This window comes from Pseudomonas sp. PSPC2-3, from assembly GCF_049898265.1.
GTDB classification, from domain to species: Bacteria; Pseudomonadota; Gammaproteobacteria; order Pseudomonadales; family Pseudomonadaceae; genus Aquipseudomonas; species Aquipseudomonas veronii.
On record NZ_JAFCXJ010000001.1, the window covers coordinates 227,895 to 249,686 of the forward strand.

Genomic DNA, 21,792 nt, shown 5'->3' on the forward strand with positions numbered 1-21,792 from the left:
ACATTGCGTTATCATGCGCCACCTGTGAAACACGCGATGTTGGTTTTCTTGTCATGACACTCCCGTCCGATCTGCCCTTCGAACCCTCCCCCAGCGGCGTGCGCCCGGCTGATCGGCTCGGATTTACCCTGTTTCTCGCGGCATTGATCCACCTGGCGCTGATCCTCGGCGTGGGTTTCACCATGGTCGAACCCAAGCAAATCACCAAGACCCTGGAAATCACCCTCGCCACGTTCAAGAGCGAAAAGAAGCCCGAGAAGGCCGATTTTCTCGCCCAGGACAATCAGCAAGGCAGCGGCACGCTGGACAAGAAAGCCGTGCCCAAGACCACCGAAGTGGCGCCGTTCCAGGACAACAAGGTAAATAAAGTCTCCCCGCCACCGACGCCCAAGCCCGAAGTCCCCCAGGCCGCGCCCAAGCCTGTGGTGACCACCGTCGCGCCGAAACCGCAAAAAGCCGCGACCCAGCGCGAGAAAACCAAGACCGAACCGCGACCCGAGCCCGTCAAGCCGGCGCCGACCTTCGACAGCTCGCAGCTCTCCGACCAGATATCCAGCCTCGAAGCCGAACTGGCCAATGAGCAACAGCTGTACGCCAAGCGCCCGCGCATCTACCGCCTGAACGCGGCGTCCACCATGCGCGACAAAGGCGCCTGGTATAAGGACGAGTGGCGCAAGAAGGTCGAGCGCATCGGCAACCTCAACTACCCGGACGAGGCCCGCCGCCAGCAGATCTACGGCAATTTGCGCTTGCTGGTGTCGATCAACCGCGACGGCACGTTATATGAAGTGCAGGTACTCGAATCGTCCGGCCAGCCGCTGCTGGACCAGGCCGCCCAGCGCATCGTGCGCCTGGCCGCGCCCTTTGCGCCGTTCAGCGGCGACCTGAATGACGTGGACCGCCTGGAAATCATCCGCACCTGGCGGTTTGCCAAGGGCGATCGCCTGTCCAGCAACTGATAACCCCAATCAACACCAATCACTGTAGGAGCGAGCTTGCTCGCGAAAAACTTGAGAGCGACGCGGTTCTACCTGGAGCACTTCGTTATCGTTGGCGTTTTTCGCGAGCAAGCTCGCTCCTACAGAAAAGGCGACGGCGCTGTATTCGGATCACTCCCAGCTTGTCAGTTCGCCCCTCCAACGCCACACTAGCGGACATGAAAAATGTCAGCCCGACCTACCTCAAGCACCAATTCCTGATCGCCATGCCCCATATGGCCGACCCGAACTTTGCGCAGACCTTGACCTACATTGTCGAGCACACGGCCAATGGTGCCATGGGGTTGGTGGTGAACCGCCCGCAGGAGCTGAACCTGGCCGATATTCTCGAGCAACTGCGCCCGGAGATCGACCCGCCAGCCCGCTGCCAGGGCGTGCCGATCTATATCGGCGGGCCGGTGCAGACCGATCGCGGCTTCGTGCTGCACCCGACCGGGCCGAAATTCCAGGCCACGGTGGACCTCGACGGCGTGTCGCTGTCCACATCCCAGGACGTGTTGTTCGCCATCGCCGACGGCGTCGGCCCCGAACAGAGCGTGATCACCCTCGGCTACGCTGGCTGGGAAGCCGGGCAACTGGAGGCCGAGCTGGCCAGTAACGCCTGGCTGACCTGCCCCTACGATGCCGACATTCTGTTCAACACTGCCGCCGAGCTGCGCCTGGACGCGGCCGCGGCCAAGCTGCGGGTCAACCTCAGCCTGCTGACCAGCCAGGCGGGGCACGCCTGATGGCCTTGCGTCTGATCCTCGGTTTTGACTACGGCACCAAACAGATCGGCGTCGCTGTCGGCCAGGTCATCACTGGCCAGGCCCGCGAGCTGTGTACCTTGAAAGCCCAGAACGGCATACCGGACTGGAACCAGGTCGAAGCCCTGATCAAGGAGTGGAAGCCCGACGCGGTGGTGGTCGGCCTGCCCTTGAACATGGACGGCACCCCCAGCGACATGTGCCTGCGCGCCGAAAAGTTCGCGCGCCGCCTCAACGGCCGCTACAACCTGCCTTTTTATACCCACGACGAGCGCCTGACGACCTTCGAAGCCAAGGGTGAGCGCCGCGACCGTGGCGGGCAGAAAGGCAGCTACCGCGACAACCCAGTGGACGCCATCGCCGCGGCCTTGCTGTTGCAGGGTTGGCTGGATGAAAACACCGCGTTATTTGAATCCTGACTGACGCGGCTTGCCGCGTCTTTTTACGTTTGAGCCCGGTCCTTGCTGGCAAACCCTGCCGCGCAAGGCCTTGAAGGAGCGACCATGAGCCTGCCAAACCCCGCCGAACTGATCAGCCAGATGGCGATTCGCCTCAAGGCCCACCTGAAACACCGTGGCATCAGCGAGCCGCGCTTCATCGGCATTCGCACGGGTGGCGTGTGGGTGGCCCAGGCGCTGCTGCAAGAGCTGGGCAACGATTCGCCGCTGGGTACGCTGGATGTGTCCTTCTACCGCGACGACTTCAGCCAGAACGGCCTGCACCCGCAAGTGCGCCCGTCGGCCCTGCCGTTCGAGATCGAAGGCCAGCACCTGGTGCTGATCGACGACGTGCTGATGAGCGGCCGCACCGTCCGCGCCGCGCTGAACGAGCTGTTCGACTACGGCCGCCCCGCCAGCGTGACGCTGGTCTGCCTGCTGGACCTGGACGCCGGCGAGCTGCCGATCAGCCCGGATGTGGTCGGCGCGACCCTGTCGCTTTCAGCCCAGCAGCGGGTAAAATTGTCCGGTCCCACGCCGCTCGTACTCGAACTGCAAGACCTTGCCCTTTAACCCGCCTTGTAAAGAGTCCCCGCGATGACGCCTCTAGATGCCAAGCGCCCGCTGCAGCTCAATGCTCAGGGCCAGCTGCAACACTTCTTGTCCCTCGACGGTTTGCCCCGCGAACTGCTCACCGAAATCCTCGACACCGCCGACTCGTTCCTCGAAGTCGGTGGCCGCGCGGTGAAGAAGGTCCCGCTGCTGCGCGGCAAGACCATCTGCAATGTGTTCTTCGAGAACTCCACGCGCACCCGCACTACCTTCGAACTGGCGGCCCAGCGCCTGTCGGCCGACGTGATCACACTGAACGTGTCGACCTCGTCGGCGAGCAAGGGCGAGACCCTGCTCGACACCCTGCGCAACCTCGAAGCGATGGCCGCCGACATGTTCGTGGTGCGCCACGGCGACTCCGGCGCCGCACACTTCATCGCCGAGCACGTCTGCCCGCAGGTGGCGATCATCAACGGCGGCGACGGCCGTCACGCCCACCCGACCCAGGGCATGCTCGACATGCTCACCATCCGTCGGCACAAAGGCAGCTTTGAAAACCTCTCGGTGGCCATCGTCGGCGACATCCTGCACTCGCGGGTAGCGCGCTCGAACATGCTGGCCCTGAAAACCCTGGGTTGCCCGGATATCCGCGTGATCGCGCCGAAAACCCTGCTGCCGATCGGCATCGAGCAGTACGGCGTGAAGGTCTACACCGACATGACCGAAGGCCTCAAGGATGTGGACGTGGTGATCATGCTGCGCCTGCAACGCGAACGCATGTCCGGTGGCCTGTTGCCGAGCGAAGGCGAGTTCTACCGCCTGTTCGGCCTGACCACCACGCGTCTGGCCGGAGCCAAGCCGGATGCCATCGTGATGCACCCGGGGCCGATCAACCGAGGGGTGGAGATCGAATCGGCGGTGGCCGACGGCAACCAGTCGGTGATTCTCAACCAGGTGACCTACGGCATCGCCATACGCATGGCGGTGCTGTCCATGGCCATGAGCGGGCAAACCGCGCAACGTCAATTCGAGCAGGAGAAGGCCCAGTGAAGCTCAGCATTCTCGGCGCCCGCGTCATTGATCCGGCCAGTGGCCTGGATCAAGTCACCGATCTTCATCTGGAAGCCGGCAAGATCATCGCCATCGGCGCTGCGCCCGCTGGCTTCAGCGCCAGTGAGACCCTCGACGCCAAGGGCCTGGTGGCCGCGCCTGGCCTGGTCGACCTGAACGTCGCCCTGCGCGAGCCGGGTTACAGCCGCAAAGGCAACATCACCAGCGAAACCCGCGCCGCCGCCGCCGGTGGCGTCACCAGCCTGTGCTGCCCGCCGCACACCAAACCGGTGCTGGACACCTCGGCCGTGGCCGAGCTGATCCTCGACCGCGCCCGCGAAGCCGGCAATTGCAAAGTGTTCCCCATCGGCGCCCTGAGCAAAGGCCTGGAAGGCGAGCAACTGGCCGAACTGATCGCGCTGCGCGATGCCGGTTGCGTGGCCTTCGGCAACGGCCTGGAGAGTTTCCGCAGCACCCGCACGCTGTGCCGTGCCCTGGAATACGCGGCCACCTTCGACCTGACGGTGATCTTCCACTCCCAGGACCGCGACCTGGCCGAAGGCGGCCTGGCCCATGAAGGCGCCGTGGCCAGCTTCCTCGGCCTGCCGGGCATCCCGGAGACCGCGGAAACCGTGGCCCTGGCCCGCGATCTGCTGCTGGTGGAACAAAGCGGCGTGCGCGCGCACTTCAGCCAACTGACCAGCGCCCGCGGCGTGGCCCTGATCGCCCAGGCCCAGGCCCGCGGCTTGCCGGTGACGGCGGACGTGGCGCTGTATCAGTTGATCCTGACGGACGAGGCGCTGACCGACTTCTCCAGCCTGTATCACGTACAACCGCCGCTGCGCACCCGTGCCGACCGCGAGGGTTTGCGTGCGGCGGTGAAGTCCGGTGTGGTGTCGGCGATTTCCAGCCATCACCAGCCCCACGAGCGCGATGCCAAGCTGGCACCGTTCGGCGCGACCGAGCCGGGTATCAGCAGCGTCGAGCTGTTGCTGCCGTTGGCGATGACGCTGGTGGAGGATGGCTTGCTCGACCTGCCGACGCTGCTGGCGCGCCTGAGTGCAGGCCCTGCCGAAGCCTTGCGCCTGCCGGCGGGTAAGTTGGCGGTGGGGGCGGCGGCGGACCTGGTGCTGTTCGATCCGGCCAGCTCGACGATTGCCGGCGAGCACTGGCTGTCCAAGGGCGAAAACTGCCCGTTCATCGGCCATAGCCTGCCGGCGAGCGTGCGCTACACCCTGGTGGACGGACGCATCAGCTACCAGGCCTAAAGCGGGCTCGGTAAAAAATGTGGGAGGGGGCTTGCCCCCGATAGCAGTGGGTCAGCTACAGATAAGCTGACTGGTCCACCGCCATCGGGGGCAAGCCCCCTCCCACATTGGGTTCTCTATAGAGCTTGAGAGATCAGCGCCCGCCTCTTAGCTCGGCGTTACGGATCGATATCTGCGTATTCAACGTCCAGAAGTCATACAACACCCCCACCAGGAACAGGCCGCCGGTCAGCAGGTACAGCAGGCCGGTGATCCATTTGCCCTGGTACATCCGGTGTACACCGAACACCCCGAGAAACGCCAACAGAATCCAGGCCACGTTGTATTCGATCGGGCCGGCGGTAAAACGCAGGTCGGCTTCACGGTCCATCGCCGGAATCAGGAACAAGTCGATCAGCCAGCCAATACCCAGCAAGCCCAACGTGAAAAACCAGATCGTCCCGGTGACGGGTTTGCCGTAATAGAAGCGATGCGCCCCGGTAAAACCAAAAATCCAGAGCAGGTAACCGATCACCTTGCTGTGGGTGTCTTGCTGCGAAACATCCTGTCGATAGGTGTTCATGGCGTACCTCTTTTGCTGCGATAGATAAATTTTTTCACTTTCTTTGTGACTTTTTTACATGCACCCGACGTATGGCCGATGGTATCTTCGCTCCCCTGAAAGCCTGATGCCACCTGACTTGTGTAGGACAATTGCGGCGATTCGTCGCGTATTTCCTGAGTTTGACCCCAAGGTTCAGTCGACAAACGGCCTGAGAACGACACAAAAAGCTGTTATAAAGTTGCGCGCAAACCCATAAGAGCCACGCCTAATGCGACCATTTTTCAAGACATGGCTAACCATTTGCCTATTAATGCCACTGGCCGCCCACGCCACCAATCGTGAGCAACGACTTCCTAACGTCAACGGCTTCACCCCGAAAGTCCACAGCACACCCAGCACGGCCAAATCCGTAAAGCCTACCGTCAGCCGCCCGACTCAACTGAGCAAGGCCCACGGTAAGGCAACACCCGGCCTGATGGCGGGTAACACCAAGCAAAGCAGCACCGTCCTCAGCCGCGCCGTGAATGTGCTCGGTACACCTTATCGTTGGGGCGGCAGCAGCCCAAGTAAAGGGTTCGACTGCAGCGGCCTGGTAAAATATGCATTCAACGACGTTGCCGCGGTGGATTTGCCACGCACCTCCAACGCCATGGCCGCCGGCCACGGGCAGAAGGTTGACCGCAAGGACTTGAAGCCGGGCGACCTGCTGTTCTTCAAACTGAAGAGCCGCCGGGTTAACCACGTTGCCATCTACCTGGGCAACGACCGCTTTATCCACGCACCGCGCCGTGGCAAGTCGGTCAGCATCGATACCCTGAAGAAGCCGTTCTGGGACAAGAACTACGTGATCGCCAAGCGGGTTCTGCCGAAAGAACAGAACAACCTGCGGATCGTCCAACGCTGATCTATGTGGGAGGGGCTTGCCCCTCCCACATTTGATTTCATTGCCCACAAGTCTCATATGTCTGTCGGCACCCTCGCCTTCTCCCGCGCCGCCTCCCGGCTGATCACGCCCTGCGTGACCAAGGCCTTCAAGCGCATATCCAACGTCTGCATCCCCGATGCGCCACCGGTCTGAATCGCCGATACGATCTGCGCCACCTTGTCCTCGCGGATCAAATTGCGAATGGCGGGCGTACACAGCATGATTTCATGGGCCGCCACGCGCCCGCCGCCGATCTTCTTGACCAACACCTGGGACACCACCGCCTGCAGCGACTCCGAAAGCATTGAGCGGACCATCGGCTTTTCTCCCGCAGGAAACACGTCCACCAGGCGATCCACGGTCTTGGCCGCCGACGCGGTGTGCAGGGTGCCGAAGACCAGATGCCCGGTCTCAGCCGCCGTCAGCGCCAGGCGGATGGTTTCCAGGTCACGCAGTTCACCCACCAGGATCACATCCGGGTCTTGCCGCAGTGCCGAACGCAAGGCCGCCGAAAAACTGTGGGTGTCGCGGTGCACCTGGCGCTGGTTGATCAGGGCCCGGCAGGGCTGGTGGATGAACTCGATGGGGTCTTCCAAGGTGAGGATGTGCTGGCGCCGGTGCTGGTTGAGGTGATCGATCAGCGCCGCCAGGGTGGTCGACTTGCCCGAGCCGGTGGGCCCGGTCACCAGCACCAGGCCGCGCGGCAGTTGGGCGATACGTTGGAACACCGCGCCCAACCCGAGGTTTTCCAGGCTCTGGACCTGGGCGGGGATGTTGCGAAACACCGCGCCCATGCCACGCGCCTGCTGGAACACATTCACCCGAAATCGCCCGACACCGGGCAGTTCGAAGGCGAAATCCGTTTCAAGAGATGTTTCGAAATCCTTTTGTTGGTACTGGTTGAGCAAAGGGCTGAGCAAATCCGCCACATGCGTGGGTGACAGCACTGGCCCATCCAGGGACCAGACCTCACCATCCATCCGCAGCATCGGTGCGAGGCCGGCCGACAGGTGCAGGTCGGAGGCGCCCCGGCGCACGCTGTGCGTGAGTAATTCAGTGATATCCATAGGGCTTTCCATTTCCAGTAGAATGCCGCGGACTCCATATCCACGGGCGCATCTTGAATGTCGACGATAGCAGACAACATTGGCCAGGTTCGCCAGCGCATCCGCGCCGCAGCCGACGCCGTGCAACGTGACGCAAACAGCATCCACCTGCTGGCCGTGAGCAAGACCAAGCCCGCGCAAGCCGTGCGCGAAGCCTATGCCGCCGGGATGTGCGATTTCGGCGAAAACTACCTGCAGGAAGCCTTGGGCAAACAGGCCGAATTAACCGACCTGCCCTTGAGTTGGCACTTCATCGGCCCCATTCAATCGAACAAGACTCGCGCGATCGCCGAGAACTTCGCTTGGGTGCATTCCGTGGACCGCCTGAAAATCGCACAACGCCTGTCCGAACAACGCCCGGCCGACCTGGCGCCGCTGAACATCTGCATCCAGGTCAACGTCAGTGGCGAAGCCAGCAAGTCCGGCTGCACGCCCGCCGACCTGCCGGCGCTGGCCAACGCGATCAGCGCCCTGCCGCGCTTGAAGTTGCGCGGTTTGATGGCGATCCCTGAACCGACCGAAGACCGCGCCGCACAGGATGCAGCGTTCGCCGCCGTCCGCGACCTGCAGGCCAGTTTGAACCTGCCGCTCGACACACTTTCCATGGGCATGAGCCACGACCTCGAGTCGGCCATCGCCCAAGGCGCCACCTGGGTGCGGATCGGTACCGCTCTGTTTGGCGCCCGCGACTACGGTCAGCCGTGAAATGGCCGACTTCCCACTGAATAAGGACCTGTCATGAGCAACACGCGTATTGCCTTTATCGGCGCCGGCAACATGGCGGCCAGCCTGATCGGCGGCCTGCGGGCCAAGGGCCTGCAAGCCCAACAGATCCGCGCCAGCGATCCGGGCGCCGAAACCCGCGCCCGCGTCAGCGCCGAACACGGTATCGACACCTTCGCCGACAACGCCGAGGCCATCCAGGGCGTCGACGTGATCGTGCTGGCGGTCAAGCCGCAAGCCATGAAAGCCGTGTGCGAAAGCCTGCGCCCGAGCCTGCAGCCGCACCAGTTGGTGGTGTCCATCGCCGCCGGCATCACCTGCGCCAGCATGAACCGCTGGCTCGGCGCCCAGCCCATCGTGCGCTGCATGCCCAACACCCCGGCGCTGCTGCGCAAAGGCGTGAGCGGTTTGTATGCCACCGCCCAGGTGAGCGCCGAACAGCGCGACCAGGCCCAGGAACTGCTGTCCGCCGTGGGCATCGCCCTGTGGCTGGAACAGGAAGAGCAACTGGACGCGGTGACCGCCGTCTCCGGCAGCGGCCCGGCCTACTTCTTCCTGCTGATCGAAGCCATGACCGCCGCCGGCGTGAAACTGGGCCTGAGCCGGGACATCGCCGAGCAACTGGCCGCGCAAACCGCCCTGGGAGCCGCGCAGATGGCCGTGACCAGCGACGTGGATGCCGCCGAACTGCGCCGCCGCGTGACCTCCCCCGGCGGCACCACGCAAGCCGCCATTGAATCGTTCCAGGCCGGGGGCTTCGAAGCCCTGGTGGAAAAAGCACTGGGTGCCGCGGCACATCGTTCGGCCGAGATGGCCGAGCAACTGGGCAAATAGTCGTCCCCAACCTGCAACTGGACTAGATAGGAATCGAACATGCTCGGAATCAATGACGCTGCCATTTTCATCATCCAGACCCTGGGCAGCCTGTACCTGCTGATCGTGCTGATGCGCTTTATCCTGCAACTGGTGCGGGCGAACTTCTACAACCCGCTGTGCCAGTTCGTGGTGAAGGCCACCCAGCCGCTGCTCAAGCCCCTGCGCCGGGTGATCCCGAGCCTGTTCGGGCTGGACATGTCCTCGCTGGTGCTGGCGCTGCTGCTGCAGGTCCTGCTATTCGCGGTGATCCTGATGCTCAACGGCTACCAGGCCTTGACCCTCCTGCTGCTGCCATGGGCGCTGATCGGCGTTTTCTCGCTGTTTTTGAAGATCCTCTTCTGGTCGATGATCATCAGCGTGATCCTCTCGTGGGTCGCACCCGGCAGCCGCAGCCCTGGAGCCGAGCTGGTCGCGCAGATCACCGAACCGGTGCTGGCGCCGTTCCGCCGGTTGATCCCCAACCTGGGCGGTCTGGACATCTCGCCGATCTTCGCATTTATCGCGATCCAGCTCCTGCAAAGCTGGGTGATCCCGCGCCTGGCGTTCTATGCGTTCATGCCCAAAGAGCTGTTCGGGTTGATCTGATTCAGCCCCGCTTGCGTGTCAGGGCCGGATAACCTCCGGCCTTTGCTTGCCGCTAGGGGCAGCGGTCTTTAGACTTACGCCTCATTTAAACGAGAGCAGGGTCGATGCCAGCTGCCTTTCCCCCCGATTCTGTTGGACTGGTCGTGCCCCAAATGGCGCACTTCAGCGAACCGCTGGCCCTGGCCTGCGGACGTTCGCTGCCAGCCTACGACCTGATCTATGAAACCTACGGCCAGTTGAACGCCACGGCGAGCAACGCCGTGCTGATCTGCCACGCCTTGTCCGGCCATCATCACGCCGCGGGCTTCCACAGCGTCGACGAGCGCAAGCCCGGCTGGTGGGACAGCTGCATCGGCCCCGGCAAGCCCATCGACACCAACAAGTTCTTTGTGGTCAGCCTGAACAACCTCGGCGGCTGCAACGGCTCGACCGGCCCCAGCAGCCTCAACCCGGAAACCGGCAAGCCCTTCGGCGCCGACTTCCCGGTGCTGACCGTGGAAGACTGGGTCCACAGCCAGGCGCGCCTGGCCGACCGGCTGGGCATCCAGCAATGGGCCGCCGTGATCGGCGGCAGCCTCGGCGGCATGCAGGCCCTGCAATGGACCATCACTTACCCCGATCGTGTGCGCCATTGCCTGGCCATCGCCTCGGCCCCCAAGTTGTCGGCGCAGAACATCGCCTTCAACGAAGTGGCGCGCCAGGCGATCCTGACCGACCCGGACTTCCACGGCGGCTCGTTCCAGGAAGCCGGCGTGATCCCCAAGCGCGGCTTGATGCTGGCGCGGATGGTTGGGCATATCACCTACCTGTCCGACGATTCCATGGGCGAGAAATTCGGCCGCGGCCTCAAGAGCGAGAAACTCAACTACGATTTCCACAGCGTCGAGTTCCAGGTGGAAAGCTACCTGCGCTATCAGGGCGAAGAGTTCTCCGGGCGGTTTGACGCCAACACCTACCTGCTGATGACCAAGGCCCTGGACTACTTCGACCCGGCCGCCAACTTCGACGACGACCTGGCGAAAACCTTCGAGGGCGCGTCGGCCAAGTTCTGCGTGATGTCGTTCACCACCGACTGGCGCTTCTCGCCGGCCCGCTCGCGGGAACTGGTGGATGCCTTGATGGCGGCGAAGAAAGACGTCTGCTACCTGGAAATCGATGCTCCGCAAGGCCACGACGCCTTCCTGATCCCGATTCCTCGTTATCTGCAGGCGTTCAGTAACTACATGAACCGCATAACTCTGTGAGAACGCCATGAGAGCCGACCTGGAAATCATCCAAGACTGGATACCCGCCGGCAGCCGCGTGCTCGACCTTGGCTGCGGCAATGGCGAACTGCTGAGCTGGCTGCGCGACAACAAGCAAGTCACCGGCTATGGCCTGGAAAACGACCCGGACAACATCGCCGAGTGCGTGGCCAAGGGCATCAACGTGATCGAGCAGGACCTGGACAAGGGCCTGGGCAACTTTGCCAGCAACAGCTTCGACGTCGTGGTGATGACCCAGGCCCTGCAGGCGGTGCATTACCCGGACCGCATCCTCGACGAAATGCTGCGCGTCGGCCGCCAGTGCATCATCACCTTCCCCAACTTCGGTCACTGGCGCTGCCGCTGGTACCTGGCCACCAAGGGCCGCATGCCGGTGTCGGATTTCCTGCCGTACACGTGGTACAACACGCCGAACATCCACTTTTGCACCTTCGAAGACTTCGAAGCCCTGTGTGGCGAGCGGGAAGCCAAGGTGATCAACCGCCTTGCCGTTGATCAACAGCACCGCCACGGCTGGGCGAGTAAACTATGGCCCAACCTGTTGGGTGAAATCGGGATTTACCGGGTCAGCAGCCCGGGCCTGACAGACCACAAGATCGCCGTCTAACTATTTTCGAGGAAGACGAATATGAGACGCCTGGCTGTATTTCTACTCACCGCGTGCCTGGGCGTCAGCGCCATGGCCGCCGATGCCATCGACAGTAAGCGCCAGAAGGAATTTGGCGATATCACCGTACACTACAACACCTTCACCTCCAGCTTCCTGCAACCCGATACGGCCCAGGCTGTCGGCGTGGTACGCAGCAAGAACAAGGGCTTGATCAACGTGACCGTGATCAAGGGCGTGACGCCCGTGGCCGCGCAAGTGACCGGCACGATCAAAGACCTGAGCGGCAGGAGCGAAATCCTGACGTTCAAGCAGATTACCGAAAAAGGTGCGATCTATTACCTCGCGCCCTACAACGTACCGCAACAGGAAGTGCGGGTTTTCACCATCAACGTTGAAACCGGCGGCAAGGCCCATGGTTTCCAATTCAACCAGGAACTGTTTCCGGCGGACTGATGAACCTGACTCAACTCGTGCTGGCCAGCCATAACGCCGGCAAACTCAAAGAACTCCAGGCCATGCTCGGCGAGTCCGTGCAACTGCGCTCGATCGGCGAGTTCAGCCAGGTCGAGCCCGAAGAAACGGGCCTGTCGTTCGTCGAGAACGCCATCCTCAAGGCGCGCAATGCCGCGCGCCTGTCCGGCCTGCCGGCGCTGGCGGACGACTCGGGCCTGGCGGTGGACTTCCTCGGCGGCGCCCCCGGTATCTATTCGGCGCGCTATGCCGACGGCAAAGGCGACGCGGCGAACAACGCCAAGCTGCTCGATGTGCTCAAGGACGTGCCGGATGCCGAGCGTGGCGCGCAGTTCGTCTGCGTGCTGGCCCTGGTGCGACATGCCGACGATCCGTTGCCGATCCTCTGCGAAGGCCTGTGGCACGGGCGCATCCTGCATGCGGCCAGCGGCGCGCATGGGTTTGGCTACGACCCGCTGTTCTGGGTGCCGGAGCGCGATGTCTCCAGCGCCGAACTGAGCCCGGCCGACAAAAACCAGATCAGCCACCGCGCCCGTGCCATGGCTTTGCTGCGCCAGCGCCTGGGCTTGAAATGACCCAGAACACCTCCGCGCAGCCGCTGATCCACGGCGGCGCGCAAACACCACGGGCGGCCCTGCCCCATCTTCCGCCCCTGGCGCTGTACATCCACATCCCGTGGTGCGTGCGCAAATGCCCTTATTGCGACTTCAACTCCCACACCGCCAGCCCCGTGTTGCCGGAAGAAGAGTACGTCGATGCGCTGCTGGCCGACCTCGATCAGGATCTGCACGCGGTTTATGGCAGGGAACTGAGTTCGATCTTCTTCGGTGGCGGCACGCCGAGCCTGTTCAGTGCCGCCGCGCTGGGCCGTCTGCTCAAGGGCGTGGAAGCACGCATCCCGTTTGCCGACGACATCGAGATCACCCTGGAAGCCAACCCGGGAACGTTCGAGCAAGAGAAGTTCGTGGCGTACCGCAAGCTGGGGATCAACCGCCTGTCCATCGGCATCCAGAGCTTCCAGCAGGAAAAACTCGCGGCCCTGGGCCGTATCCACAACGGCGATGAAGCCGTGCGCGCCGCCGGCATGGCGCGCCAGGCCGGGTTCGACAACTTCAACCTGGACCTGATGCATGGCTTGCCCGATCAGTCCTTGGACGACGCTCTGAGCGACCTGCGCCAGGCCATCGCGCTCAAACCGACCCATTTGTCGTGGTACCAACTGACCCTGGAGCCCAACACCGTATTCTGGAACCAGCCGCCGACGCTGCCGGAAGACGACACCCTGTGGGATATCCAGGAAGCCGGCCAGGCGCTGCTGGCCGAACACGGTTACGCGCAATATGAAGTCTCGGCCTATGCGCAACCGGGGCGAGCGGCGCGACATAACCTCAACTACTGGAGCTTCGGCGACTTCATCGGCATCGGTGCCGGCGCCCATGGCAAGCTCAGCCACCCGGACGGGCGCATCGTCCGCACCTGGAAGACCCGCGCACCGAAGGACTACCTCAACCCGGCCAAAAGCTTCCTGGCCGGCACGAACGCGCTGACCAACGAAGAGCTGCCGTTCGAGTTCCTGATGAACGCCCTGCGCCTCACCGAAGGCGTCGACGCCAAGCTCTACGCCGAACGCACCGGGCTGGCGCTGGCAAGCCTCGCGCAAGGCCGCACCGAGGCAGAACAAAGTGGCTTAATGCAGGTCGAACCGTCACGCCTGGCGGCGACTGACCGCGGGCAACTCTTTCTCAATGACCTGTTGCAGAAGTTTTTGAGCTGATCGCTCTTAAGGAAATCGAATGGATTTGGTACTCGACCTGCTCGCCACCGTATCCCGCTGGAGCCGCAGCAACCTGTCGGAAATCTCCCTGGCCCTCGTCGGCTGCCTGTTGGTGCTGTTCGGCGCCGATATCAAAGGCTGGGTCGAAGCCCGCCTCGGCAGCATCGCCGGCGCCTTGCGCGTACCGTTGATGGCCCTGCTGTGCATGATCGGCAGCGGCGCGGCGCTGATCTACGCCACGCCGTGGATTGTGCGGGGGCTGAGCCAGTTCAATAACTACAGCCTGGCGCCGGTATTGGTGGTGGTGCTGGTATTGATCGGCGTCGTCGCCGACCGCCGCTGAATTTAAAGCCAGATACAAAACAATGTGGGAGGGGGCTTGCCCCCGATAGCAGAGTGTCAGTCAACCACTCTATGACTGACCCACCGCTATCGGGGGCAAGCCCCCTCCCACATTTTTTGACCGCATTCCAAGTTACTGGCTGATCAGTCGACTTTCTCGAACTTCAGATCCCACACCCCATGCCCCAACCGCTCGCCGCGGCGTTCGAACTTGGTGATCGGGCGCTCGGCCGGGCGTGGCACGCATTTGCCGTCTTCGGCCAGGTTGCGGTAGCCAGGGGCGACGTTCATCACTTCCAGCATGTATTCCGCATAGGGTTCCCAGTCGGTGGCCATGTGCAGGATACCGCCGACTTTCAGCTTGCTGCGCACCAGCTCCGCGAAGGACGCCTGGACGATGCGGCGCTTGTGGTGACGGCTTTTGTGCCATGGATCGGGGAAAAACAGCATCAGGCGATCGAGGCTGTTGTCGGCGATGCAGCGGTTGAGCACTTCAATCGCGTCGCAGTCGTAGACCCGCAGGTTGGTCAAACCCTGGGTCAGCACGCCATTGAGCAGCGCGCCGACACCCGGGCGATGGACTTCCACACCGATGAAATCCTGTTCCGGCGCGGCTGCAGCCATTTCCAGCAGGGAGTGGCCCATGCCGAAGCCGATTTCCAGGGAGCGCGGGGCCGAACGGCCGAACACTTGGTCATAGTCCACCGGCGCGTCGGCCAGGGGCAGGACGAACAGCGGCGTGCCTTGCTCCAGGCCCTTTTGCTGGCCTTCGGTCATGCGACCGGCGCGCATCACAAAGCTCTTGATGCGGCGGTGCTTGGACTCGTCGCCCTGTTCCACGGTGTTCGGCGTTTCGTTTGATTCAGTCATCAATGGCTCTTACTTGATCAGACCATCCAGCGGCGAGGAGGCGCTGGCGTAGAGTTTTTTCGGCATGCGCCCGGCGAGGTAGGCCAGGCGGCCCGCGACGATGGCGTGTTTCATGGCTTCGGCCATCATGATCGGCTGTTGGGCATTGGCGATGGCCGAATTCATCAGCACCGCTTCGCAGCCCAGCTCCATGGCGATGGTCGCGTCGGAGGCAGTGCCCACGCCCGCATCCACCAGCACCGGGATCTTGGCTTCTTCGAGGATGATCTGCAGGTTGTACGGGTTGCAGATCCCAAGGCCAGTGCCGATCAGGCCGGCCAGCGGCATCACGGCGATGCAGCCGATTTCGGCCAGTTGGCGGGCGATGATCGGGTCATCGCTGGTGTAGACCATCACGTCGAAGCCTTCCTTGACCAGGGTTTCGGCGGCCTTGAGGGTTTCGATCACGTTGGGGAACAGGGTTTTCTGGTCGGCCAGCACTTCCAGCTTCACCAGGTTGTGGCCGTCGAGCAGCTCACGGGCCAGGCGGCAGGTCCGCACGGCTTCGATGGCGTCGTAGCAGCCGGCGGTGTTCGGCAGGATGGTGTAGCGGTCCGGCGGCAGGATATCCAGCAGGTTCGGTTCGCCCGGGTTCTGGCCGATGTTGGTGCGGCGCACGGCCACGGTCACGATCTCGGCGCCCGAGGCTTCGATGGCCAGGCGGGTTTCTTCCATATCGCGATACTTGCCGGTGCCTACCAGCAGACGGGACTGGTAGGTACGACCGGCCAGGACGAAGGGCTTGTCGCTACGAACGATGCTCATGGGAAATCCTCGAGGTGGGGTGAGGTTCTGCAGAATCCGGGGTGGCGCGCCTGGGCGCCGGACGACTAGCCGCCGCCGATGGCGTGGACCACTTCGACCTGGTCACCTTCGGTGAGCGCAGTCTCGACGTGTTGGCTACGCGGGACGATATCCTGGTTGAGCTCCACTGCGACGCGACGCCCGGTCAGGTCCAGACGGGTCAGCAGGGCCGCAACGGTTTCACCGTCGGGCAGTTCAAAGGGTTCGCCGTTCAACTGAATGTGCATGCCATGGGCCGCCATCGTTTTTAGGGGCAAGCATTCTAGCCCGATTGGCGTAGCTGGCCCAAGGCCCTTTGATCAGTAGCGCGCTTCAGGCCGCCTGCTGCAAGCGCCACGCCGCCAGCCCCAGGAGGAACCAACCGAGCAGAAACGCCAGACCACCGAACGGCGTGATGATGCCGAGCTTGCTGATGCCAGTCATCGTCAGCACGTACAGGCTGCCGGAGAACAGCAGAATGCCGACGACGAACGACACGCCCGCCCACGTGACCAGGCGGCCAGGCAGGTGCGCCGCGAGCAACGCCACGCCGAACAGCGCCAGGGTGTGGACCAATTGGTAAGTCACGCCGGTATGGAAAATCGCCAGGTACTCGGCGCTCAGGCGGTTTTTCAAGCCGTGGGCGGCGAACGCACCGAGGGCGACACCAGTGAAGCCGAAAAAAGCAGCCAGCATCAGAAAGCCACGCAGCATGAGGAACTCCAGTCAGACTCATTGGGCAGGGTCTGTATAATGGCCCGCTCAACGGGTTCGGCCAAGCCATCTCTATGCTGCGTGTCCTCTTCAGTCGTTTTCTCAAAGCCGTGAAATGGTTTGCCATCGGCAGCGTGTTGCTGGTGCTGCTGTTTCGTGTCGTACCGCCGCCGTTCACGGCGCTGATGGTGGAGCGCAAGATCGAATCCTGGTTTGACGGCGAACCGATTGACCTGCAGCGCACCTGGGTGCCGTGGGATGAGATCTCCAACGACCTCAAAGTGGCGGTGATGGCGGGTGAAGACCAGCGTTTCCCACAACATTGGGGCTTCGATTTCGGCGCGATCCAGGCGGCGCTCCTGCACAACGAGCGCGGCGGCTCGATCCGCGGCGCCAGTACGCTGAGCCAGCAAGTATCGAAGAACCTGTTCCTGTGGTCCGGCCGCAGTTATCTGCGCAAGGGCCTGGAGGCCTGGTTTACCGGGCTGATCGAGGTGCTGTGGCCCAAGCAGCGGATCCTTGAGGTGTACCTCAACAGCGTGGAATGGGACGAAGGGGTGTTCGGTGCGCAAGCGGCGGCGCAGCATCACTTCGGGGTGAGTGCCAAGGCGCTTTCTCGGCAGCAGGCCAGCTACCTGGCGGCGGTGCTACCCAATCCACGGGTATGGAGCGCCAGCCATCCAACGGCCTATGTGGCACGGCGGGCGGCATGGATTCGCCAGCAGATGAGCCAATTGGGTGGGGATGGCTATCTGGTTGAGTTGAACAATTCGCGCAAGGCGCCTTGGTCCGACTGACACAACACAGAAATAAATGTGGGAGGGGGCTTACCCCCTCCCACAGTTTTAAGCGGCGATCGACAGCTTCAGCTTGTTCATCGCGCTTTTCTCAAGCTGACGAATCCGCTCGGCCGACACGTTGTACTTCTGCGCCAGGTCGTGCAGCGTGGCTTTTTCTTCGGCCAGCCAGCGCTGGTAGAGGATGTCACGGCTGCGGTCGTCCAGCACTTCCAGCGCTTCGTGCAGGTTGTGGTTGGAGTTGTCGCTCCAGTCGGCGTCTTCCAGTTGACGCGCCGGGTCGTACCGGTGGTCTTCCAGGTAGTTGGCCGGCGATTGGAAGGCGCTGTCGTCGTCCGCCTCGGCGGCCGGGTCGAAGGCCATGTCATGGCCGGTCAGGCGGCTTTCCATCTCGCGCACTTCACGCGGCTCCACACCGAGGCTTTCGGCCACGCGGTGGACTTCTTCGTTGTTCAGCCACGCCAGGCGTTTTTTCTGGCTGCGCAGGTTGAAGAACAGCTTGCGCTGGGCCTTGGTGGTCGCGACTTTCACGATGCGCCAGTTGCGCAGGATGAACTCGTGGATTTCCGCCTTGATCCAGTGAACGGCGAACGACACCAGGCGCACACCCATTTCCGGGTTGAAGCGCTTCACTGCCTTCATCAGGCCGACGTTGCCTTCCTGGATCAGGTCAGCCTGGGCCAGACCGTAGCCGCTATAGCTACGGGCGATATGTACGACAAAACGCAGGTGGGCGAGCACCATCTGCCGAGCCGCCCCCAAATCCTGCTCATAGTAGAGACTCTCGGCCAGTTCACGCTCCTGCTCCGGCGTCAGCAATGGAATGCTGTTGACCGTGTGCACATAGGCCTCCAGGTTCGCACCCGGGACCAAGGCATAAACAGGTTGCAAAGAAGTGGTCATACGAAAAAACCTCCGACTCACATAACTCGTGCAGTTCAGCACTGCGAAAATTGACCGGGAACCGTAGGACAAGTTCCCTAAACCACTGATACGGTCAATACAAACGAAACCACATTAATCTGACATTAACTACTTCGGTGCCAGCTCACGTAAATGCCGTGCGACCGCAATCCACGCACCGATATACCCCAACAAGACCGCGCCAAGCAAGAGCGACAGACCATCGGCGACCGGCACCCCGGCCAGGGCGAAATCACTGCCGTACAAGCCGGCCAGCCCGATGACCGCGTCGTTCAGCCAGTCCAGGCCGAACGCCAATAAGCCCCAGGACAAAATCCCCGCACCGAAGCCATAAAGCGCGCCCATGTACAGAAAAGGACGACGCACATAGCTGTCCGTGCCGCCGACCAGTTTAATCACTTCTATCTCGGTGCGACGGTTTTCAATATGAAGACGAATGGTATTACCTATCACCAAAAGTAATGCAGACACCAACAACACCGTCAGGCCGAACACAAAGCGGTCGCCCAGCTTGAGGATCGCCGCCAGGCGCTCTACCCAGACTAGATCAAGTTGCGCCTGTTGCACCTTGGGCATCTCTGCGAGTTTTTGTCGCAGGGCTTCCAGGGCCGGTTTGTCGACTTCATTCGGCGTCACCAGCACCACGCCCGGCAGCGGGTTCTGCGGCAGCTCCTTGAGCGCCTCGCCCAGGCCGGACTGTTGCTGGAACTCCTCGAGGGCCTGATCGCGGCTGATGTACTCGGCATCCGCCACCCCCGGCAGGTTCTTGATCTCTTCGCGCAGGGCTTCGCCGTCTTTGGCGCTGGCATCCAGGTTCAGGTACAGCGAAATCTGCGCGGCGCGCTGCCAGGAACCGCCCAGGCGCTCCACATTATTAAGCAGCAGCGACAAGCCCATGGGCAGACTCAAGGCCACGGCCATCACCAGGCAGGTGAAAAAGCTGCCGATCGGCTGCTTGCCCAGGCGACGCAGGCTGTCGAGCAGGCTGGCACGATGGCTTTCGATCCAGGCACGCAGCAGCGTGGCGAAATCCGGGCCGTCGTCTTCGTCGTGTTTTTTCTTTTTCGGTTGCGGGTCGGCCGGTTTCGGCGCCACGCGCTCGGAAACCTTGGGGCTGCGTGTCGCACTCATACGCCAGCCTCCCCGTCACCGATCAGGCGACCGCGTTGCAGGGTCAGCATGCGATGGCGCATGCGCGCGATCAGTGCCAGGTCGTGACTGGCGATCAGCACGCTGGTGCCCAGGCGGTTGATGTCTTCGAACACGCCCATGATCTCGGCCGCCAGGCGCGGGTCGAGGTTACCGGTGGGTTCGTCCGCCAGCAGCAAGGCCGGGCGGTGGACGATGGCGCGGGCGATGCCGACGCGCTGTTGCTGGCCGGTGGACAGGTCGCCGGGGTAGAGGTCGGTCTTGTCCGACAACGCCACGCGCTCCAGCGCCGAGTCCACGCGCTTGATGATTTCCGCCTTGGACAGCCCAAGGATCTGCAACGGCAACGCAATGTTATTGAACACCGTGCGATCGAACAGCAACTGGTGGTTCTGGAACACCACGCCGATCTGGCGGCGCAGGAACGGGATCTGCGCATTGCTGATGGTGGCCAGATCCTGGCCGGCCAGCAACAGCTTGCCGGTGGTCGGGCGTTCCATGGCCAGCAGCAGGCGCAACAGGGTACTTTTGCCGGCACCCGAATGGCCGGTGACAAACAAGAATTCGCCGCGACGCACTCGAAAACTCAGCTCATGCAAGCCGACATGCCCATTGGCATAGCGTTTACCGACCTGTTCGAATCGAATCATGAACGCTCCCGCTCGGCAAACAGTGCCTGGACAAAGGGTTCGGCTTCAAAGGTGCGCAGGTCGTCGATACCTTCACCGACGCCGATATACCGAATCGGCAACCCGAACTGCTTGGCCAGGGCGAAGATCACGCCGCCCTTGGCCGTGCCGTCGAGCTTAGTCAATGCCAGGCCGGTCAGTTGCACCGTCTGGTGGAATTGTTTGGCCTGGCTGATGGCGTTCTGGCCAGTACCGGCGTCAAGCACCAGCAGCACCTCGTGCGGAGCCTCGCCGTCGAGCTTGCCGATCACGCGGCGCACTTTCTTCAGCTCTTCCATCAGGTTGTCTTTGGTGTGCAGGCGACCGGCGGTATCGGCGATCAGCACATCAATGTTGCGGGCCTTGGCGGCTTGCACGGCATCGAAGATCACCGAAGCGGAATCGGCGCCGGTGTGCTGGGCGATGACTGGGATCTTGTTGCGCTCGCCCCAGACCTGCAGTTGCTCGACGGCCGCGGCGCGGAAGGTGTCGCCGGCGGCGAGCATGACTTTCTTGCCTTCCAACTGCAGCTTCTTGGCCAGTTTGCCGATGGTGGTGGTCTTGCCGGCGCCATTGACGCCGACTACCAGGATCACGAACGGCTTCTTCGGAGTAATCACCAACGGCGCTTCGACCGGCTTGAGCATCGCGGCCAGCTCGGCCTGCAGGGATTTGTACAGCGCATCGGCGTCGGTCAACTGCTTGCGCGCGACCTTCTGGGTCAGGCTCTGGATGATCACGGCGGTGGCTTCGACACCCACGTCGGCGGTCAGCAGACGGGTTTCGATGTCTTCCAGCAGTTCGTCATCGATGGTCTTCCGACCCAGGAACAGGCTGGCCATGCCTTCGCCGATGGTCGCGCTGGTTTTGCTCAGGCCTTGCTTGAGGCGGGCGAAGAACCCGGTTTTGCTCGGTTCGGCGGCAACCACGGGCGACGGCGCGATCACAGCGGGCGCCGCGGCCACAACAGGCGCGGGAGTCGGCTCGACCGCCACCGGCTCAACCTGCGGAATCGGCGGCGTCACATGCTCGGCCTGCACATCTTCGACCAGTGCCACGGGCTCTTCGGCCACTGGCAGTGCCAGCCACGGTTTGTGCTCAGGCTCGGCTTGCGCCACCGGCGCGGTCGGTTCGGCACCTACCAAGGGCTCAGGGATCGGCTCAGATTGAACCTGCGGCTGTTCGACGACGGTTTCCTGCGGCTTTTTGCGCAGCCATCCGAACAGGCCTTTTTTCTCGCCAGCCGCAGCTGGACTCTTCTTGTCGTCGTTGGAACCAAACATGGAGGACGGCTATCTCAAGGTAGCGACGCGCCAAGGGCGCCTCGGTAAATAAAAATTCGATGCAGAACAGACTGCTTTAACGCTCGCTCGTTCATGCGCAACATTTTGTAAGGCGTAAATAAAGGCCTCAACAAATCGATTCAATATGGAATTGAAGCGACAACATCGGCGAAAAGCTGAAGATTGTCGGGGAAAACCGTAGCAAACTTCAAAATTCCTACAACTGAATCCAGAACGGTATGACGACCGCAGTGGCCGTCCCCAAATCGGATCAGTATCCTAGCACCTCCTCG

Annotated in this window: 27 protein-coding genes; 17 read left to right on the plus strand and 10 right to left on the minus strand. The window is 62.5% G+C overall.

All coding sequences use genetic code 11. The annotated features are described in order from the left end of the window. Positions 1-53 precede the first annotated feature (53 nt). The 6 genes from ACP7E3_RS01025 to ACP7E3_RS01050 all read left to right on the plus strand — a co-directional run bounded on the left by ACP7E3_RS01025 (position 54) and on the right by ACP7E3_RS01050 (position 5,051). Complete coding sequence (locus ACP7E3_RS01025; protein WP_017844999.1) at positions 54-959, plus strand: energy transducer TonB; 906 nt, start codon at positions 54-56, stop codon at positions 957-959. A gap of 197 nt (positions 960-1,156) precedes the next feature. Continuing rightward, positions 1,157-1,726 carry a YqgE/AlgH family protein gene (locus tag ACP7E3_RS01030; RefSeq protein WP_017845000.1) on the plus strand — a complete coding sequence of 190 codons (570 nt, stop codon included), beginning with the start codon at positions 1,157-1,159 and terminating at the stop codon, positions 1,724-1,726. Next, positions 1,726-2,163: a Holliday junction resolvase RuvX gene (ruvX, locus tag ACP7E3_RS01035; RefSeq protein ID WP_005792259.1), complete on the plus strand. Its 438-nt coding sequence runs from the start codon at positions 1,726-1,728 to the stop codon at positions 2,161-2,163. Before ACP7E3_RS01030 ends, ruvX begins: the two co-directional genes overlap by 1 nt. Positions 2,164-2,247: 84 nt before the next feature. After that, positions 2,248-2,754 carry a bifunctional pyr operon transcriptional regulator/uracil phosphoribosyltransferase PyrR gene (pyrR, locus tag ACP7E3_RS01040; protein WP_017845001.1) on the plus strand — a complete coding sequence of 169 codons (507 nt, stop codon included), beginning with the start codon at positions 2,248-2,250 and terminating at the stop codon, positions 2,752-2,754. Between the two features lie 24 nt (positions 2,755-2,778). Next, the gene (locus ACP7E3_RS01045; protein ID WP_017845002.1) at positions 2,779-3,783 is read left to right on the plus strand and encodes an aspartate carbamoyltransferase catalytic subunit; all 1,005 of its coding nucleotides are present in this window, start codon (positions 2,779-2,781) and stop codon (positions 3,781-3,783) included. After that, entirely contained in the window at positions 3,780-5,051 is a 1,272-nt protein-coding gene (locus ACP7E3_RS01050) for a dihydroorotase (protein ID WP_046381762.1), read from the plus strand. Before ACP7E3_RS01045 ends, ACP7E3_RS01050 begins: the two co-directional genes overlap by 4 nt. Positions 5,052-5,184: 133 nt before the next feature. Here the strand turns inward: ACP7E3_RS01050 and ACP7E3_RS01055 are convergent, their stop codons facing one another. After that, positions 5,185-5,613 (minus strand): TM2 domain-containing protein, encoded by a 429-nt coding sequence (locus ACP7E3_RS01055; RefSeq protein WP_017845004.1) that lies wholly within the window; start codon positions 5,611-5,613, stop codon positions 5,185-5,187. A 250-nt stretch (positions 5,614-5,863) separates the two neighbouring features. On the opposite strand from ACP7E3_RS01055, the gene ACP7E3_RS01060 reads away from it, so the two are divergent. Further along, the gene (locus tag ACP7E3_RS01060) at positions 5,864-6,499 is read left to right on the plus strand and encodes a C40 family peptidase (RefSeq protein ID WP_046381760.1); all 636 of its coding nucleotides are present in this window, start codon (positions 5,864-5,866) and stop codon (positions 6,497-6,499) included. Positions 6,500-6,552: 53 nt separating this feature from the next. Here the strand turns inward: ACP7E3_RS01060 and ACP7E3_RS01065 are convergent, their stop codons facing one another. Further along, complete coding sequence (locus ACP7E3_RS01065) at positions 6,553-7,587, minus strand: type IV pilus twitching motility protein PilT (protein WP_046381759.1); 1,035 nt, start codon at positions 7,585-7,587, stop codon at positions 6,553-6,555. 57 nt (positions 7,588-7,644) lie between these two features. On the opposite strand from ACP7E3_RS01065, the gene ACP7E3_RS01070 reads away from it, so the two are divergent. The 9 genes from ACP7E3_RS01070 (at position 7,645) to ACP7E3_RS01110 (ending at position 14,273) form a co-directional block, all read left to right on the plus strand. Further along, positions 7,645-8,331, plus strand: coding sequence for a YggS family pyridoxal phosphate-dependent enzyme (locus tag ACP7E3_RS01070; protein WP_017845007.1), 687 nt, complete (start codon positions 7,645-7,647; stop codon positions 8,329-8,331). Between the two features lie 33 nt (positions 8,332-8,364). Next, the gene (gene proC, locus ACP7E3_RS01075; RefSeq protein WP_017845008.1) at positions 8,365-9,183 is read left to right on the plus strand and encodes a pyrroline-5-carboxylate reductase; all 819 of its coding nucleotides are present in this window, start codon (positions 8,365-8,367) and stop codon (positions 9,181-9,183) included. Positions 9,184-9,222: 39 nt separating this feature from the next. Continuing rightward, complete coding sequence (locus ACP7E3_RS01080) at positions 9,223-9,810, plus strand: YggT family protein (RefSeq protein WP_046381758.1); 588 nt, start codon at positions 9,223-9,225, stop codon at positions 9,808-9,810. Between the two features lie 104 nt (positions 9,811-9,914). Continuing rightward, on the plus strand, positions 9,915-11,054 hold the full coding sequence (metX, locus tag ACP7E3_RS01085) for a homoserine O-succinyltransferase MetX (protein WP_046381757.1): 1,140 nt from the start codon (positions 9,915-9,917) through the stop codon (positions 11,052-11,054). Between the two features lie 7 nt (positions 11,055-11,061). Continuing rightward, positions 11,062-11,682, plus strand: a complete 621-nt coding sequence (gene metW / locus ACP7E3_RS01090; protein ID WP_017845011.1) for a methionine biosynthesis protein MetW — start codon at positions 11,062-11,064, stop codon at positions 11,680-11,682. A gap of 21 nt (positions 11,683-11,703) precedes the next feature. Next, positions 11,704-12,138, plus strand: coding sequence for a DUF4426 domain-containing protein (locus ACP7E3_RS01095; protein WP_046381756.1), 435 nt, complete (start codon positions 11,704-11,706; stop codon positions 12,136-12,138). Continuing rightward, positions 12,135-12,731: an RdgB/HAM1 family non-canonical purine NTP pyrophosphatase gene (gene rdgB / locus ACP7E3_RS01100; RefSeq protein WP_026139793.1), complete on the plus strand. Its 597-nt coding sequence runs from the start codon at positions 12,135-12,137 to the stop codon at positions 12,729-12,731. Before ACP7E3_RS01095 ends, rdgB begins: the two co-directional genes overlap by 4 nt. Beyond that, the gene (gene hemW / locus ACP7E3_RS01105; protein ID WP_046381755.1) at positions 12,728-13,930 is read left to right on the plus strand and encodes a radical SAM family heme chaperone HemW; all 1,203 of its coding nucleotides are present in this window, start codon (positions 12,728-12,730) and stop codon (positions 13,928-13,930) included. Before rdgB ends, hemW begins: the two co-directional genes overlap by 4 nt. Before the next feature lie 19 nt (positions 13,931-13,949). Beyond that, the gene (locus ACP7E3_RS01110; RefSeq protein ID WP_003176691.1) at positions 13,950-14,273 is read left to right on the plus strand and encodes a DUF3392 domain-containing protein; all 324 of its coding nucleotides are present in this window, start codon (positions 13,950-13,952) and stop codon (positions 14,271-14,273) included. A 143-nt stretch (positions 14,274-14,416) separates the two neighbouring features. On the opposite strand, the gene trmB is transcribed toward ACP7E3_RS01110, so the two are convergent. The 4 genes from trmB to ACP7E3_RS01130 form a co-directional block, all read right to left on the minus strand. Further along, on the minus strand, positions 14,417-15,142 hold the full coding sequence (gene trmB / locus ACP7E3_RS01115; RefSeq protein WP_017845015.1) for a tRNA (guanosine(46)-N7)-methyltransferase TrmB: 726 nt from the start codon (positions 15,140-15,142) through the stop codon (positions 14,417-14,419). A gap of 9 nt (positions 15,143-15,151) precedes the next feature. Continuing rightward, positions 15,152-15,946, minus strand: a complete 795-nt coding sequence (locus ACP7E3_RS01120; RefSeq protein ID WP_017845016.1) for a thiazole synthase — start codon at positions 15,944-15,946, stop codon at positions 15,152-15,154. A gap of 65 nt (positions 15,947-16,011) precedes the next feature. Further along, the gene (gene thiS / locus ACP7E3_RS01125) at positions 16,012-16,212 is read right to left on the minus strand and encodes a sulfur carrier protein ThiS (protein ID WP_046381754.1); all 201 of its coding nucleotides are present in this window, start codon (positions 16,210-16,212) and stop codon (positions 16,012-16,014) included. An 85-nt stretch (positions 16,213-16,297) separates the two neighbouring features. After that, on the minus strand, positions 16,298-16,678 hold the full coding sequence (locus ACP7E3_RS01130) for a DUF423 domain-containing protein (RefSeq protein ID WP_017845018.1): 381 nt from the start codon (positions 16,676-16,678) through the stop codon (positions 16,298-16,300). A 74-nt stretch (positions 16,679-16,752) separates the two neighbouring features. Here ACP7E3_RS01130 and mtgA point away from each other — a divergent pair, with 74 nt between their 5' ends. Further along, positions 16,753-17,475: a monofunctional biosynthetic peptidoglycan transglycosylase gene (mtgA, locus tag ACP7E3_RS01135; RefSeq protein ID WP_046487827.1), complete on the plus strand. Its 723-nt coding sequence runs from the start codon at positions 16,753-16,755 to the stop codon at positions 17,473-17,475. A gap of 48 nt (positions 17,476-17,523) precedes the next feature. Here the strand turns inward: mtgA and rpoH are convergent, their stop codons facing one another. The 4 genes from rpoH to ftsY all read right to left on the minus strand — a co-directional run bounded on the left by rpoH (position 17,524) and on the right by ftsY (position 21,499). Next, the gene (gene rpoH / locus ACP7E3_RS01140; RefSeq protein ID WP_017845020.1) at positions 17,524-18,378 is read right to left on the minus strand and encodes an RNA polymerase sigma factor RpoH; all 855 of its coding nucleotides are present in this window, start codon (positions 18,376-18,378) and stop codon (positions 17,524-17,526) included. Between the two features lie 129 nt (positions 18,379-18,507). Then, entirely contained in the window at positions 18,508-19,530 is a 1,023-nt protein-coding gene (gene ftsX, locus ACP7E3_RS01145) for a permease-like cell division protein FtsX (protein WP_017845021.1), read from the minus strand. Continuing rightward, positions 19,527-20,198, minus strand: a complete 672-nt coding sequence (gene ftsE, locus ACP7E3_RS01150) for a cell division ATP-binding protein FtsE (protein ID WP_017476533.1) — start codon at positions 20,196-20,198, stop codon at positions 19,527-19,529. The genes ftsX and ftsE overlap by 4 nt, the downstream gene beginning before the upstream one ends. Further along, on the minus strand, positions 20,195-21,499 hold the full coding sequence (gene ftsY, locus ACP7E3_RS01155) for a signal recognition particle-docking protein FtsY (protein WP_017845022.1): 1,305 nt from the start codon (positions 21,497-21,499) through the stop codon (positions 20,195-20,197). Before ftsY ends, ftsE begins: the two co-directional genes overlap by 4 nt. Between the last annotated feature and the right edge of the window lie 293 nt (positions 21,500-21,792).

Bases quoted from the DNA above. Each gene is read 5' to 3' on its own strand.
- rpoH (WP_017845020.1), bottom strand. From the start codon at position 18,378: ATGACCACTTCTTTGCAACCTGTTTATGCCTTGGTCCCGGGTGCGAAC.
- ACP7E3_RS01130 (WP_017845018.1), bottom strand. From the start codon at position 16,678: ATGCTGCGTGGCTTTCTGATGCTGGCTGCTTTTTTCGGCTTCACTGGT.
- ACP7E3_RS01080 (WP_046381758.1), top strand. From the start codon at position 9,223: ATGCTCGGAATCAATGACGCTGCCATTTTCATCATCCAGACCCTGGGC.
- ACP7E3_RS01065 (WP_046381759.1), bottom strand. From the start codon at position 7,587: ATGGATATCACTGAATTACTCACGCACAGCGTGCGCCGGGGCGCCTCC.
- hemW (WP_046381755.1), top strand. From the start codon at position 12,728: ATGACCCAGAACACCTCCGCGCAGCCGCTGATCCACGGCGGCGCGCAA.
- trmB (WP_017845015.1), bottom strand. From the start codon at position 15,142: ATGACTGAATCAAACGAAACGCCGAACACCGTGGAACAGGGCGACGAG.
- ACP7E3_RS01095 (WP_046381756.1), top strand. From the start codon at position 11,704: ATGAGACGCCTGGCTGTATTTCTACTCACCGCGTGCCTGGGCGTCAGC.
- ACP7E3_RS01110 (WP_003176691.1), top strand. From the start codon at position 13,950: ATGGATTTGGTACTCGACCTGCTCGCCACCGTATCCCGCTGGAGCCGC.
- ftsE (WP_017476533.1), bottom strand. From the start codon at position 20,198: ATGATTCGATTCGAACAGGTCGGTAAACGCTATGCCAATGGGCATGTC.
- metW (WP_017845011.1), top strand. From the start codon at position 11,062: ATGAGAGCCGACCTGGAAATCATCCAAGACTGGATACCCGCCGGCAGC.
- mtgA (WP_046487827.1), top strand. From the start codon at position 16,753: ATGCTGCGTGTCCTCTTCAGTCGTTTTCTCAAAGCCGTGAAATGGTTT.
- proC (WP_017845008.1), top strand. From the start codon at position 8,365: ATGAGCAACACGCGTATTGCCTTTATCGGCGCCGGCAACATGGCGGCC.
- thiS (WP_046381754.1), bottom strand. From the start codon at position 16,212: ATGCACATTCAGTTGAACGGCGAACCCTTTGAACTGCCCGACGGTGAA.
- metX (WP_046381757.1), top strand. From the start codon at position 9,915: ATGCCAGCTGCCTTTCCCCCCGATTCTGTTGGACTGGTCGTGCCCCAA.
- ACP7E3_RS01030 (WP_017845000.1), top strand. From the start codon at position 1,157: ATGAAAAATGTCAGCCCGACCTACCTCAAGCACCAATTCCTGATCGCC.
- ACP7E3_RS01045 (WP_017845002.1), top strand. From the start codon at position 2,779: ATGACGCCTCTAGATGCCAAGCGCCCGCTGCAGCTCAATGCTCAGGGC.
- ACP7E3_RS01055 (WP_017845004.1), bottom strand. From the start codon at position 5,613: ATGAACACCTATCGACAGGATGTTTCGCAGCAAGACACCCACAGCAAG.
- ACP7E3_RS01060 (WP_046381760.1), top strand. From the start codon at position 5,864: ATGCGACCATTTTTCAAGACATGGCTAACCATTTGCCTATTAATGCCA.
- ruvX (WP_005792259.1), top strand. From the start codon at position 1,726: ATGGCCTTGCGTCTGATCCTCGGTTTTGACTACGGCACCAAACAGATC.
- ftsY (WP_017845022.1), bottom strand. From the start codon at position 21,499: ATGTTTGGTTCCAACGACGACAAGAAGAGTCCAGCTGCGGCTGGCGAG.
- ACP7E3_RS01025 (WP_017844999.1), top strand. From the start codon at position 54: ATGACACTCCCGTCCGATCTGCCCTTCGAACCCTCCCCCAGCGGCGTG.
- ACP7E3_RS01120 (WP_017845016.1), bottom strand. From the start codon at position 15,946: ATGAGCATCGTTCGTAGCGACAAGCCCTTCGTCCTGGCCGGTCGTACC.
- pyrR (WP_017845001.1), top strand. From the start codon at position 2,248: ATGAGCCTGCCAAACCCCGCCGAACTGATCAGCCAGATGGCGATTCGC.
- ACP7E3_RS01070 (WP_017845007.1), top strand. From the start codon at position 7,645: ATGTCGACGATAGCAGACAACATTGGCCAGGTTCGCCAGCGCATCCGC.
- ftsX (WP_017845021.1), bottom strand. From the start codon at position 19,530: ATGAGTGCGACACGCAGCCCCAAGGTTTCCGAGCGCGTGGCGCCGAAA.